This window comes from Niallia sp. M35 (genome assembly GCF_050971705.1).
GTDB lineage: Bacteria > Bacillota > Bacilli > Bacillales > Cytobacillaceae > Niallia > Niallia circulans_A.
Map to the genome: position 1 here is coordinate 257161 of NZ_JBPCEP010000009.1, position 13667 is coordinate 270827.

Here is a 13667-nt window from a genome sequence, read left to right on the forward strand (position 1 = left end):
AATGGATACCAAGAAGAGATTCGAGCTTTTTCCAAAAAGATATGGCTTTTTTCCTTATATCTTTTTAGTATACGTATTACTTCCGATTATTCAAGTAATGCAGGAGAAGGGGATAAAGCAATTGATTGGTATCCTGCTTGTACTTGTTTTCCTCCTGGCGTATCGACAATTATACTGTCATATGGAAGAGAGTATATTTAATTATTGGCTGGTTGTGCAAATCTTGATAGTCATGTTTTTTAGTATCTTCTATGATCCTAATCTATTATTTATGGGGTATTTTCCTGCTAACTTTATCGGATATTACTCAGGTAAAAAGTACTTCTATTACTTTTACAGCCTTTTCGCCATTTCTTTGGTTATTCCAATTATTTTTAGTTGGAAGGGTGTCAATCCTCAGTCTCTCTTTTTCTTAGTGCCGTTCTTTATCATTATGCTGATTTCTCCTTTTGGAATCCGCTCGATGAACCGACGGATGGATTTAGAAAGACAATTAGATATAGCGAATGAGCAAATTAGCCATCTTGTCAAAAGAGAAGAACGAATGAGAATTGCTCGAGATTTGCATGATACGCTCGGCCATACCTTATCCCTGCTGACATTAAAAAGCCAGCTTGTCGCAAAAATGGTACCGGCTCAACCAGATAGTGCCATACAGGAAGCAAAGGAAATGGAAAGCATATCACGCTCGGCATTAAAGCAAGTTCGCGAGCTTGTGTCTGATATGCGCGCCATAACCATTCGTGAAGCAATAGTAGAGATACAGACAGCTTTACAGGCAGCAGAGATAGAAAGCGAACTAACAATCGAACTAGAAGATGAAAAGGTCCCGCTTTTAACCCAGAATATTATTAGTCTCTGCTTAAAAGAAGCAGTAACAAATATAATCAGGCACAGTGCGGCGACCATCAGTAAAGTATTGATTCAACAACGTTTAGGCGAGATAGAGCTTATCGTGCAGGATAACGGGAAAGGGGTGAAGGCGGAGGAAACGCAAGGGAATGGATTAAAGGGAATGCGTGAAAGACTGGAATTGGTTGACGGAAAATGGAGTATGACATCTGATTCGGGAACCACTATTCACATCATTGTCCCCATTATTCAAAAGGAAGGAAGAGAGGAGGAGATATTGTGATACGAATTATCATCTCTGAAGATCAGCGCATGCTAAGAGGAGCATTAGGAACCTTGCTTAATTTTGAAGAGGATATGGAGGTCGTGGGACAAGCAGAAAATGGCGAACAGGCATTAGAGCTTATAAAAAAATATAATCCCGATGTCTGCCTATTAGATATTGAAATGCCTATTAAAAGCGGCCTGGATGTCGCAGAGGAATTACAGCGGCAGAAATCTCCCTGTAAAGTGATTATTTTAACGACATTTGCGCGACCAGGATATTTTGAAAGAGCGCTAAATGCCAATGTTCATGGCTATTTATTAAAGGATGGTCCTAGCGAGGAATTAGCAGAAGCTATTCGCAAAATCATGAACGGCAAAAGAGAGTTCGCCTCTGAACTGATTTTTGGCAGTATAGGAAAGGAAAACCCATTGTCAAAGCGCGAAAGAGAAATATTAGTACTGATTGAAGAAGGGAAATCGGTAAAGGAGCTTGCGGCAATGCTTTATTTATCTTCTGGAACGATTCGCAATTATATCTCAGAAGCAATCAGCAAATTAGGGGCAAAAAACCGAATGGAGGCCATTGCCGAGGCGAAGCGGAATGGTTGGTTATAATATGCCCTCCTCCTCCTCACAGCTTATAAAAGCTAAATCCCCCACAGCATAATAAATTTTCGAATCCCAATAGGATAACTTAAAGAGAGCTGCTTGACCGTCAAAATAGAAAATAAGGAGATAGCAATCTTCATGTTACTTCCTGAAAAATATATAGATAAGGATATCTACTCGTGATTATTTGAGACGGAAAAGAATAAGATGATAAAAGCATATAAAATCAATAATTGATTTTATCGCATGCCTAAAGGCTAGGATAACCATCTCAGCAAAACCGACTGATGGAAGTTTTCCTTAACTTATGCTTATTTTCCAAAATTTTAACAATTTATTTTCTTATTTTGATAGAATATGAGTAACTATCCTTTAGGAGGAACAAATATGGTAGATAGTCAGAATTTTAGAAGGGGAATGGGATATGCCTTCATAAAACTAGCAGGAGCTGGTTTTGCGGCAACACTCTTTTTTTCTTATATTTTTCTATCAAGTTTCGATTTATATTTATTTTCACATGAAATTGAAAATCCATACTTTTGGATAGGCTTTTTTGGCTTTGGAATTCTTATTTCGATCGTAATAGATTGGGTATCTAACTATTTTCCAAAGCTAGAATTATTATTATATATTGTGGTTGGAGTCTGTCTTTTTTTGCCGATTATGTGGAATGTTCTACCTATCCTTGCTATCGTTTCTGGTTTTAGCGCGATTTTATTCTATATAGGGATTAAAATAGCCGCAAAAGTAAGCTGGTTTAAGTGGATATTTGCTTGTACACCTATTCTCTTTCTTTTGTTAACAATCCCAGACTTCACGGTGAAAAAAGAATGGAATACAGTAAGAGGCGAACAGTCCTACGAAGCCTATTTTGCTTATTTTAACGGGGAGGATGAGGTTCCGATTAAAGCGAAAAAAGGGGAAAGGGTTACCGTTCACATTGATTTTACCAATCGCAATGGCGGTGGCTTCGGGTATTATTTGATAGATGAAAAAAATCGAAGAATTGGCATAAGTAATGAAGAGAAAAAAGTTTTAACCTTTGATGCAAAAAAAACAGAAACCTATAAGCTTATTGTGACCGGAGATGGATTACAAGGTGGGTTTGAGGTGAACTGGGAGAAAGAGTGAATATAGTGAAAAAAAGAGTGTTGCTTCTTGCTATTTTAATAGGCATATGTATATTTTTTTCATACTACCAGAATAATCATTTATCGACCTCGAGCTTTACTCTCTCGTCTCTCAAAATAACAAAGCCGATAAAAATAGTGCAGTTATCGGACCTACATAGCAAGCAATTTGGAAAAGAGCAACAGCGTTTAATACAGCAAGTAAAAAAGCTAAAACCAGACCTGATCGTTTTTACGGGAGACCTTGTGGATTCAAAAAAATACGATGAACAAAAAAGTATGACTTTAATGGAAAGGCTTGTTAAGCTAGCGCCAACGTATTATGTAACAGGTAATCATGAATACTGGTCAGGGGAATTTCCGTCGTTAGAAGCGAATTTAAAGCATGCAGGTGTATTTGTGTTAAGAAATGAAAAGACTCTTGTAGAGGTTGGAGGAGAAACGATTAATATTATGGGTGTAGATGATCCAACCTTTTTATCTAGAGAGGATGAGCTAGTTAAAATAATAGGTGGATTGAAGGATGAAGAACATTTCAATTTATTGCTTTCCCATCGGCCAGAGCTTTTTTCTCTCTATGAAAAAATAGATTTAGTTTTAACAGGTCATGCCCATGGTGGTCAAGTAAGATTGCCCTTTATCGGTGGAGTCGTCGCACCAGATCAAGGCTTCATGCCAGAATACACAGCTGGTATGTATAAAAAAGCAGACACAGCAATGATTGTGAATAGGGGCTTAGGAAATAGCATCATTCCCCAGCGGATTTTTAATCGCCCTGAAATCATCGAAGTAGTGTTGGAAAAAGAGTAAAGAGCATTCCGTGATGGAAGGAATGCTCTTTGTTATCTTTATCATTACGCCTTCATTGGGTATACTTTGAAAAAATCAGCAAAGTTTGAAAGTTGAAAGTCAGCAAATTCACATTGATTTTGAAATATACAAGTTTGTATGCCTAATTCCCTAGCCGGAATCAAATCTAGTTCTCTATCACCAATAGCTAAGTCAATAGAATACTTCGTGTGCAAATAGTGATAGGCATCAACCGCAGGCTTCCGTGGAAAACCATTCTCCAATGTTACTATTTCAGCAAAATAAAGCTCCCACCCATAGTGCCGAAGAAAATGGACAACACCATTATAGCTTTTATGCGTCATAATTACATTTGTTTTCGCAGCTTTCAAAATCTCTTCTACCCCTGTAAAAGGTTTTACCTCATCCGCAGCAATTCCTTTATTCATAAGCTTAATCTCACTTCGCTGCTGGTCTGATATGTTGAAATATTCCATCGCATGAGAAAAAGATACTTTTAGCTCTTTATAGATAAGGGCTTTGTCCACCTTTTCACCTAATACCTTATAAATAATATTTGTATAAGCAGGATACGTATCAAATAACGTACCATCAAAATCCCAAAGAATATTCATCCATATATCCTCCAATAAAAGCTGTTTCTTTCATGGTAGTACACTTGTTTGGGAATGTCCATTCAGAGATTGATAGATGGAGAGCTAAGATGAAAGAGGGCTGGGAAGAGAAAAAAGGTGTTCATAACGTTGATGAAAACCAAAAAGGAGAGCAGGAAAGGGACAAGTGGTGTTCATAGCGTTCAGGAAAGCCAAAAAGGAGAGCAGGGAAGAGAAAGATGGTGTTCATAGCGCAGATGAAAACCAAAAAGGAGAGCAGGGAAGAGAAAAAAGGCGTTCATAGCGCAGATGAAAACCAAAAAGGAGAGCAGGGAAGAGAAAGATGGCGTTCATAGCGCAGATGAAAACCAAAAAGGAGAGCAGGGAAGAGAAGGATGGCGTTCATAGCGCAGATGAAAGCCAAAAAGGAGAGCAGGGAAGAGAAAGATGGTGTTCATAGCGCAGATGAAAACCAAAAAGGAGAGCAGGAAAGGGACAAGTGGTGTTCATAGCGCAGATGAAAGCCAAAAAGGAGAGCAGGGAAGAGAAAAAAGGCGTTCATAGCGCAGATGAAAACCAAAAAGGAGAGCAGGGAAGAGAAAAAAGGCGTTCATAGCGCAGATGAAAGCCAAAAAGGAGAGCAGGGAAGAGAAAGATGGTGTTCATAGCGCAGATGAAAGCCAAAAAGGAGAGCAGGGAAGAGAAAGATGGCGTTCATAGCGCAGATGAAAACCAAAAAATAGATTAGAGAAGAAAAATAGCTTGCATAACCTAACTCCAATAGAAGCTGAAATAGAAAGAAACCCCAAAAGCCTCAAAGCACGCCAAAGATCCATCAACAAAAAACTCCTAAGACTATTGACGATTATCCAAAGAAAGTTTAATATTTAACTAACGTAAATAATAATTGTTTGTAAAATAACAAACGAATTAACGGAGTGTTTATAAATGAATGTTTCATCTTATTTTCAAAATGCAACCATTGATGAATTAAAAAAAGGTTATATAGAGAATTCAGATTCGTATCTTTGTCTTTTATGTGGGGAGGAGATCGAGAAAGGGGTTATCTACCCGGAAGGCGGCAGATTATATGAAGCGGAAAAGTACATGAAGCGTCATATCGAGGATGTCCATCAATCAGTTTTTCATTATTTACTAAGCTTAGATAAAAAGCTGACAGGGTTAACGGAGCATCAGACAAAATTGCTGGAGCTGTTTTATCAGGGAAAAAGGGATGAAGAAGTGAAAGAGGAGTTGAAAATCGGCAGTGCTTCAACCATTCGGCATCATCGTTTTGCTCTTAAGGAAAAAGAAAGGCAGGCGAAAAATTTTCTGGCAATAATGGAGCTGCTGAAGGAAAAGGACCATCATGCGCCAAGCTTTGTCCCTGTTCATCCTACTGCTGTAATGGTTGACGACAGATATAATATCACGGAAGAAGAGCAGGAAAAGATAGTAGCCAAATATTTCAATAATGGTATATTAAGTAAATTTCCAATCAAACAAAAGCAGAAATTAGGGGTGCTTCGGGAAATAGCGAAGTATTTAGATGCACAAGAAAGCTACACGGAGAAGCAATTGAATCAACATTTAAAAACAATTTACGATGACTATGTTCTTATTAGAAGATATTTAATCGAATACGGATTTCTTGACCGTAAAGCAGATGGAAGTCTTTACTGGTTAAAAAAATAAGAGAAAGGTGAATCACAATGGATCGAAAAAAAGAGTTGAAAATGCAATATAAAGAAATTCCAGTTGAAGCCGGTATTTATACAATCACTAATAAGAAGAATGGGAAAGTCTGTGTTGTTAGTACAAGAAATTTCAAAACCATCAATGGCGTGAAATTTTCCTTGGAAAATGGCGGATATGCAAATAAAAAACTGGTGGACGAATGGAAGCAATATGGAAAAGAGGCATTTTCCTTTGAGATAGTAGAAGTATTAAAGCCAAGGAAAGATGATCCTTATTACAATGAAAAGGAAGAGCTGACTAAGTTGGAAGAAAAGTGGCTGGAGAAATTACAGCCGTTTGGAGATAGTGGCTATAATAGCAGGAAAGAGTAAGGGATGTCTTTAATAGACATCTCAGTTTGTCGATAAAAAGGTATTGGTGAAGTAGAATTGCATTTTTATCGTTGCTTGGAGCGGAAAGTAACCCCTTGATTCAAAGAGGTTAATAAATATTCTTTAGTTAAACTTCTATTTCCAAAATACAGGAGTTTGTCTACAGTCTGGGATGTCTTTAATAGGACATCTTTTTTCATTAGATAAGGTAGAAAGTACTTTCATTTTTCGCCCCAAATTGGTATCTTACTTAATAAGATTATAAAATTAGATGGAATTTTTCAAATTATAGAAAAAAGGGGATATGGCGATGATCCGTGAGATGAAGGAAACAGATTTAGAAGAGGTTTTGGAAATATATAATGATGCTATTTTACATACAACGGCTGTATATGATTATCGTGCACATTCCTTAGAAGACAGAAAAGCATGGTATAACCAGAAACTGGAGGGCGGATATCCTCTTTTTGTTTTCGAGGAGGCTGGGAGGGTGCTTGGTTTTGCAACATATGGACCATTTCGCGCATGGCCTGCTTATAAATATTCGATTGAGCATTCGGTGTATGTTCATAAAGAAGCAAGAAAGAAAGGAATTGGCACACACTTATTAAAAGCGCTAATCGAGCGAGCGGAAGAAGAGGGATATGCAACCCTTATTGCAGGAATTGACAGTACGAATAAAGGAAGTATCTTTATTCATGAAAAATTAGGATTTACGTATTCAGGCACGATCAAAAAAGCCGGCTATAAATTTGAGAAATGGTTAGATTTAGCTTTTTATCAGCTAGAATTAATAGGACCTAAATCTCCAGTAGAAGAATAAGGAGGAGTCAGCATGATAAGACCAGCAATTTGCGATTATCCAGAACATTATCGGGGGTATGTAGGCTTAGTTCCAGAGGGAGATATTATTGCAATAATTAATGCTCAAATAGAAGAAACAGTTGCTTATATAAAGAAAAACGAAGACCGAAGAGATTTTCGCTATGCAGAAGGAAAGTGGTCGCTCATCGAAGTAATTGGTCATATGATCGATACGGAGAGAATTCAGGCATATCGCTTAATGCGGATTGCTCGAGGAGATAAAACACCATTAGCCGGCTATGATGATGAAGGCTATGTGGAGAATGCCCGCTTTTCGACAAGAACAATAGAGGACCTATTAGAAGAATTGGTGGCAGTCCGCAAATCTACGGTAAGCTTGTTGAGAGGTCTTTCAGAAGATACTTGGGAAAACAGGGGTTTTGCTAATAACGGAGAATTTACTGTCCTAGCTCTTGCTTATATTATCGCCGGTCATGAGCTTCATCATTTGAAACTGATAAAGGAAAGATATATGGTTTAATTATGGATTGAGGTTCCTGTTGGGAATCTCTTTTTAATCTCATTCCAACATAATCTACATAAAAAGGAGAAAAACTAGCATAAGAATCTGCAAGGAGCCAACAAGATGGAGTTATTAATAACAATTATTTTATTATTATTTTGTTTACTGATTTCAAATATTGTCAGTCATTATCTTCCCTCTATCCCAACTGCCTTAACGCAAATTGCCTTTGGAGTAGTGATGGCACTTCTCTTCTCCGACTTTGAGCTTGAACTAGAGGCAGAGTGGTTTTTGCTTTTGTTCGTTGCCCCCTTGCTCTATAACGATGGTAGGCATTTTCCAAGAGAAGAGCTATGGAAGATGCGCACTTCTATTTTAGGCAATGCCATCATTTTAGTATTGCTTACAACTATCGTTGGCGGCTATTTTGTTCATTGGCTTATTCCCAGTATCCCGCTCGCAGCAGCTTTTGCTTTAGCGGCAATTTTATCCCCGACAGATCCAGTAGCTGTCAATGGGATTGCGAAACGTATTCATATTCCGGCAAGTGTGCTCAACCTTGTAAGAGGAGAATCGCTGATTAATGATGCTTCAGGACTAGTGGCATTTAATTACGCAGTTGCTGCTGTTGTCACAGGATATTTCTCGATTACAGAGGCATTGACTGATTTCACGTATACCTTTTTTATAGGAGCTGTAGCAGGACTTGTTTTAAGTCTCCTTATCATCATCATCCGCTTTATTTTACGAAAACAGGGAATTCAGGATGTTACATTTCACTCCTTGTTACAGGTGCTGACACCGTTTCTAATTTTTATTATAGCGGAGGAAATGCTCCATGCTTCTGGGGTGATTGCTGTTGTAGTAGGTGGAATTATTCACTCCTTAGTCAGTGAACGAACAGAAACGATGCTTGCGGAGGAACAGGTATTAACGGAAAATATTTGGTCTATCGTTATCTTTATTCTTAACGGAATAGTCTTCTTATTACTCGGATTGAATATCCCATCTTCTATTGTGGATACAGTGGAAGATCCTTCTTTAAGTAACTGGTTAATTATCGGATATGTTATGTTAATTGGAATGGTTATTCTTGGTATTCGCTTTTTCTGGTCTTATTTATTTTCCATTTATGAATATAAAATGAACAAGAAGAGAGAAATTGAAAAGCCGAGTATTAAACATACTTTACTTGTCAGTCTAACAGGAGTCCGCGGGGCGGTAACAATGGCAGGGGTGCTGTCTATCCCCTTTGTCATCCATACTGGTCAAGGATTTCCTGAGCGTTCCTTAATTCTTTTTCTAGCTGCAGGTGTTATCATGTTCACTTTACTTGCAGCTACGATATTTTTGCCATTTCTTAGTAAAAGTAGTGGAGAGACAGAAATAAATGATGAAGATCTAGTAATTAGGGCAAAGAAAAAAATTATGCTTTCTACTATTGATAAGCTCTATTTAGAAATGAATGAAGAAAATACAGCGGCTGCTTATGAACTAATTGATGAGTATAAACGACGCATTAAGCAATTAAATTATCAAGTGGCAAGAACAGAAGAGGAAGAGAATAATTATTCAGCCTTGGTTGAAATTAGATTGCGCGCCTTAAAAGAAGAACGTAACTATGTACACCAGTTAGTAAAAAAGGAAAAAATTTCAGAAGAAGTGTTTGCGATTTTTGAAAAATCATTGGATTATCGCGAAGAAATTCTATGTACCAATGTGCAGACTGGGACGAGATTTCTGTTTGGAAAGGCCATGAGAGGCTGGAAACGTTTTGTTCGGAAGCACCGCGGCAATAAATCCGATCGGATAGAACAAATTCGTATCAGCAAAGAAGTTCTATTAAATTCGATGAAATCTGCTCTTTTCTATTTAGAACAATGGAAAGAGACAGCGGAACATAAACAGCAGGTGGAATCCGTTATTTTAGAATACCGACGGATGGTCGATCGCTGGGAAAAACCAACTGCATCATTTAATGAAAGGCTGCAGGAACAAATAGAAGAATTGCGTCTAGGTATCGTGGATCAGCAACGTGCAGCCATACAGAAGATGTATGAAAAAGGAGAAGTGAATCGAGAACAGGCGAAAGAACTTCGTAGATTTGTTCATTATATTGAGAGTGTAACATTGTATGAATATGAAGAATAGATGGAGAGAGAGTTCCTTCCTGCATAGTAAGGAACTCTCTCTTTTTGAAAAAATAATAAAATCATCCAAATAGTCGGAAATTTACATGCTATAATAAAAGGATATTAAACTTTATAAAGAAAGTTGGGGGTTTTTAATGGCTGTATATACTCCTCAGACAAGGTTTCATCCAGAGGTTGCTCTTACAAATCTCTCTGATATGACAAGTGGCGCCCATATCTTGTACTTAATGAACGATGAAGATAAATACATAACTAATGCGGCGTCCTTCTTAAAAACCGGTCTGCTTTTGGAGCAAATAGTAATTTTTGTCGATCAGAAGAAAATATGGCCACTAATAATAAAAAAGTTGGAAGCGAACGGATTACATACTAAGCTAATTGATAAAATAAACTTTATTAATAGTGAAGATGTTTATTTTAAAAACGGAGAGCTATGTTTGGAGAATATGTTGGAGGCAAGCAAAGACTTGGTGGATCCTACCCTTTTTTTCAATAAAGAAATTACCATCCGTTATTGGGGGAAAATAATACCAAGAGTCTTAAGTGAAAAAAGTAACATAGACAAATTACTTCAATATGAGGATGAAGTGGATGAGTACATAAGGAATTATCATAATTATACGGTATGTGTTTATGACGGGATGGAGTTATCAGCAAGTAATTATATACGCTTAAAAAAATACCATCCATATGTGATGACAGATACGGAATTTACATTATCCAGTGTTTATGAAAAAGAAATCTTACCTCCATCCCCCGTGCGAAATGGTAAATATGAAGAGACAATTGCCAATTTACAATTAGCACAAACCTACTATTCCCGGCTAGTAGAGGACATGCTAGACGCGGTATTTATTACTTCCAACAATATTATTATGTATGTAAATAAAGCAGCTGCAAAGTTACTAGATGCAGAAGATCTTGTCGGAAAGTCAGCTTATGAGATTATGGAGCCAGATTTTCTAGAAAACTATTTAGATAAAAATAGAAATATATGGAGAGAAGAAATTTCGACTCCGTATGAAATGCAGCTGATTACCTCAAAAGGAAAAAAGGTAGAGGTAGAAGTTTTAGCTTATCCGTTTCTTTTTGAAGATTTAAGTTCCACCATTATTATCATTGCTCGAGATATAAGTGTCAGAAAAGAGAATCAGCAGCTTCAGATAAAAAATGAAAAACTTGGAATAGCAGGACAACTAGCAGCAAGTATTGCCCATGAAATTAGAAATCCTCTCACGGCTATTAAAGGTTTTTTAAAGCTGGCATACCAAGGTGCGATGAAATTAGATGATATTTATCCAATCCTTGATCTTGAAATCAATCGAATCGAAACAATCGCAAGCGAGCTAATGTTCTTAGGAAAGCCAGCCAGATCAGAGATTAAAGAAACAAATATTGGAAAAATTCTTCTCGATGTCTATACATTGATGCAATCACAAGCCAATTTAGATAATGTTGTCATTAATTTAGATACATATGGAGATCATTTAATTACATTATGCAATGTGGATCAGATTAAACAAGTTTTTATCAATTTGGTCAAAAATGCGATTGAAGCAATGGATAATGGCGGCACCATAAATATGGAAGCAAAGCTTGATGGAAAATGGGTAGTTGTTACTATTAATGATAATGGGAAAGGAATACCAGATGAAGTAAAGAATAAGCTAGGGGAACCCTTTTATACAACAAAAGAAAAAGGAACCGGGCTAGGGCTAGTAATCTGCTATAACATTATCGCAGAACATAAGGGCAAAATAGATTTTGTCTCAGAAGATGGAATGGGTACCACATTCACAATCCAATTACCTCTCGCTAATAAATAGACGTATGTTTAAAATAACCTCTAAAGTGAAAGAATTCATAATAATAGAGGAGGTAATGAAATGAAAAGAAGGCATTTTTACATGGCGGCGATTTTTGCCGTACTGTTACTATTTTACGGTTGTTCATCTGGTGAAAAAAATAGCGATGGTGAAAATCAATCTACGCAAACTCAGCATGAACACAAAGAAACAGGATCTTCAGATATTCCCGATGACCTAGAGCCAGCATCAGATCCAACTTATAAAGAAGGTAGTCAAGTCATCTTAAAGGCAGATCATATGGAAGGAATGGACGGAGCAGAAGCGACGGTATTAAATGCATTTAACACGATTGCGTATGAAGTGACTTACACTCCGACAACAGGTGGAAAACCAGTCAAGCATCATAAATGGGTTATCCAAGAGGAAATAAAGGATGCTGGAAATGAAATGCTTGAAAAAGGGACAGAGGTTACCTTAGAAGCAGATCATATGGAAGGGATGAAAGGTGCAAAAGCAACGATTGAATCCGCTGAGAACACAACCGTATATATGGTAGATTATCAACCGACAACAGGTGGCGAAAGGGTAACAAACCACAAGTGGGTCACCGAAGAAGAAGTATATCCGGAATAATATTAGAAGAAAAGGGTTGTCATCACAACTCTTTTTTTGTATGCTGAAATAATAAGTTTTCTGAAAATTATAGATGTAATTAATGCTTTTTAGGGATAATTTGACAAAATATTGTAAAAAGTGATAAGTTATTAAAAAATACATATACAACTATTCTCAAAGAAAAGGCAAAGTGATATAATAGTTGTACGTTATAAAGAACGAAGTGGTAGGATGATAGGATTTTATACAGAACATCTTTGTGTTTTTTACTAATAATTTACAAAGAAGAAATTCGTATTTGAATTCCTTTTTAGCAAAAAAATGGTATAATCAAAAGTGAATTGCCTAAAGGAGGAAATAAGTTGAAAAAAGTAAGAAAAGCGATCATTCCAGCCGCTGGTCTAGGTACTAGATTTTTGCCAGCAACGAAAGCGATGCCGAAAGAAATGTTACCAATTGTCGATAAACCTACTATTCAATATATCGTAGAAGAAGCAATTGCTTCTGGTATTGAAGATATTATTATCGTTACAGGTAAAGGAAAAAGAGCGATTGAAGATCACTTCGATTACGCACATGAATTAGAACAGAATCTTCGTGATAAAGAGAAATTTGAATTGCTTGAGAAAGTTCAATATTCTTCAAATCTTGCAGATATTCATTATATTAGACAAAAAGAGCCAAAAGGCTTAGGACATGCAGTATGGTGTGCAAAAAGCTTTATTGGCGATGAGCCATTTGCTGTTTTACTTGGTGACGACATCGTTCAGAGCGATACACCATGCTTAAAACAATTAATTGACCAATACGAAGAAACACATGCTTCTGTTATCGGCGTTCAAACAGTGCCAGATAATGAAACACACCGTTACGGAATTGTCGATCCAGGCGAGAGTGAAGGAAGAAGATACCAGGTAAATAATTTCATTGAAAAACCAGCTCCTGGAACAGCACCTTCTAACCTAGCAATCATGGGTCGCTATGTGCTAACGCCAGAAATCTTCATGTACTTGGAAAATCAAAAAACAGGTGCAGGCGGAGAAATCCAATTAACAGATGCCATCCAACAATTAAACCAAATTCAACGTGTTTTTGCTTATGATTTCGAAGGAGATCGTTATGATGTTGGTGAAACATTAGGATTCGTAAAAACAACATTAGAATTTGCTTTACAACGCGATGAAATGCGAGAAGAAATTATTGAATATATGAAAACGGTACTGGATAAAGCTGATCTAGATAAAATCAAAGTATTGTAATAAGAGAACGCCTTTTGGATGTAGATAATCTGCATGTGAGAGGCGTTTTTATTTGGAATTTGTGGTGTGAGTGAGAGGGGGAGGAGTAGTTGCTGGTGGTTTGGCTGATAAGTACTGTGGTTTGGCTGATAAGTACTGAGGTTTGGCTGATAAATCTGAAGTTTGGCTGATAAGT

The 13667-nt window shown here is 37.1% G+C and carries 13 protein-coding genes; 12 read left to right on the forward strand and 1 reads right to left on the reverse strand.

Annotated features, from left to right (window positions below; genetic code table 11):
• Position 1: 1 nt before the first annotated feature.
• The 4 genes from NiCM35_RS14650 (at position 2) to NiCM35_RS14665 (ending at position 3668) form a co-directional block, all read left to right on the forward strand.
• Complete coding sequence (locus NiCM35_RS14650; RefSeq protein ID WP_123258476.1) at positions 2-1135, forward strand: sensor histidine kinase; 1134 nt, start codon at positions 2-4, stop codon at positions 1133-1135.
• On the forward strand, positions 1132-1734 hold the full coding sequence (locus tag NiCM35_RS14655; RefSeq protein WP_095329627.1) for a response regulator transcription factor: 603 nt from the start codon (positions 1132-1134) through the stop codon (positions 1732-1734). Before NiCM35_RS14650 ends, NiCM35_RS14655 begins: the two co-directional genes overlap by 4 nt.
• 381 nt (positions 1735-2115) lie before the next feature.
• Entirely contained in the window at positions 2116-2859 is a 744-nt protein-coding gene (locus NiCM35_RS14660; RefSeq protein ID WP_095329628.1) for a hypothetical protein, read from the forward strand.
• Positions 2860-2864: 5 nt separating this feature from the next.
• Entirely contained in the window at positions 2865-3668 is an 804-nt protein-coding gene (locus NiCM35_RS14665; protein WP_433779898.1) for a metallophosphoesterase, read from the forward strand.
• A 44-nt stretch (positions 3669-3712) separates the two neighbouring features.
• On the opposite strand, the gene NiCM35_RS14670 is transcribed toward NiCM35_RS14665, so the two are convergent.
• Positions 3713-4282: an HAD hydrolase-like protein gene (locus NiCM35_RS14670; RefSeq protein ID WP_095329629.1), complete on the reverse strand. Its 570-nt coding sequence runs from the start codon at positions 4280-4282 to the stop codon at positions 3713-3715.
• 927 nt (positions 4283-5209) lie between these two features.
• Here NiCM35_RS14670 and NiCM35_RS14675 point away from each other — a divergent pair.
• The 8 genes from NiCM35_RS14675 (at position 5210) to galU (ending at position 13492) form a co-directional block, all read left to right on the forward strand.
• The gene (locus NiCM35_RS14675) at positions 5210-5956 is read left to right on the forward strand and encodes a DUF2087 domain-containing protein (protein ID WP_095329632.1); all 747 of its coding nucleotides are present in this window, start codon (positions 5210-5212) and stop codon (positions 5954-5956) included.
• 17 nt (positions 5957-5973) lie between these two features.
• Entirely contained in the window at positions 5974-6330 is a 357-nt protein-coding gene (locus NiCM35_RS14680; RefSeq protein ID WP_123258475.1) for a GIY-YIG nuclease family protein, read from the forward strand.
• 310 nt (positions 6331-6640) lie between these two features.
• Positions 6641-7153 (forward strand): GNAT family N-acetyltransferase, encoded by a 513-nt coding sequence (locus NiCM35_RS14685; protein ID WP_123258474.1) that lies wholly within the window; start codon positions 6641-6643, stop codon positions 7151-7153.
• A gap of 12 nt (positions 7154-7165) precedes the next feature.
• Positions 7166-7675 (forward strand): DinB family protein, encoded by a 510-nt coding sequence (locus tag NiCM35_RS14690; protein WP_123258473.1) that lies wholly within the window; start codon positions 7166-7168, stop codon positions 7673-7675.
• A gap of 105 nt (positions 7676-7780) precedes the next feature.
• On the forward strand, positions 7781-9808 hold the full coding sequence (locus NiCM35_RS14695) for a Na+/H+ antiporter (protein ID WP_433779902.1): 2028 nt from the start codon (positions 7781-7783) through the stop codon (positions 9806-9808).
• A gap of 136 nt (positions 9809-9944) precedes the next feature.
• Entirely contained in the window at positions 9945-11636 is a 1692-nt protein-coding gene (locus NiCM35_RS14700) for an ATP-binding protein (protein ID WP_095329637.1), read from the forward strand.
• Between the two features lie 60 nt (positions 11637-11696).
• Positions 11697-12251 (forward strand): YdhK family protein, encoded by a 555-nt coding sequence (locus NiCM35_RS14705; protein ID WP_095329638.1) that lies wholly within the window; start codon positions 11697-11699, stop codon positions 12249-12251.
• A 344-nt stretch (positions 12252-12595) separates the two neighbouring features.
• Positions 12596-13492 carry a UTP--glucose-1-phosphate uridylyltransferase GalU gene (gene galU, locus NiCM35_RS14710; protein ID WP_095329639.1) on the forward strand — a complete coding sequence of 299 codons (897 nt, stop codon included), beginning with the start codon at positions 12596-12598 and terminating at the stop codon, positions 13490-13492.
• Positions 13493-13667 lie beyond the last annotated feature (175 nt).

Bases quoted from the DNA above. Each gene is read 5' to 3' on its own strand.
- NiCM35_RS14700 (WP_095329637.1), top strand. From the start codon at position 9,945: ATGGCTGTATATACTCCTCAGACAAGGTTTCATCCAGAGGTTGCTCTT.
- NiCM35_RS14660 (WP_095329628.1), top strand. From the start codon at position 2,116: ATGGTAGATAGTCAGAATTTTAGAAGGGGAATGGGATATGCCTTCATA.
- NiCM35_RS14675 (WP_095329632.1), top strand. From the start codon at position 5,210: ATGAATGTTTCATCTTATTTTCAAAATGCAACCATTGATGAATTAAAA.
- NiCM35_RS14670 (WP_095329629.1), bottom strand. From the start codon at position 4,282: ATGAATATTCTTTGGGATTTTGATGGTACGTTATTTGATACGTATCCT.
- NiCM35_RS14690 (WP_123258473.1), top strand. From the start codon at position 7,166: ATGATAAGACCAGCAATTTGCGATTATCCAGAACATTATCGGGGGTAT.
- NiCM35_RS14705 (WP_095329638.1), top strand. From the start codon at position 11,697: ATGAAAAGAAGGCATTTTTACATGGCGGCGATTTTTGCCGTACTGTTA.
- NiCM35_RS14650 (WP_123258476.1), top strand. From the start codon at position 2: ATGGATACCAAGAAGAGATTCGAGCTTTTTCCAAAAAGATATGGCTTT.
- NiCM35_RS14680 (WP_123258475.1), top strand. From the start codon at position 5,974: ATGGATCGAAAAAAAGAGTTGAAAATGCAATATAAAGAAATTCCAGTT.
- NiCM35_RS14685 (WP_123258474.1), top strand. From the start codon at position 6,641: ATGATCCGTGAGATGAAGGAAACAGATTTAGAAGAGGTTTTGGAAATA.
- NiCM35_RS14695 (WP_433779902.1), top strand. From the start codon at position 7,781: ATGGAGTTATTAATAACAATTATTTTATTATTATTTTGTTTACTGATT.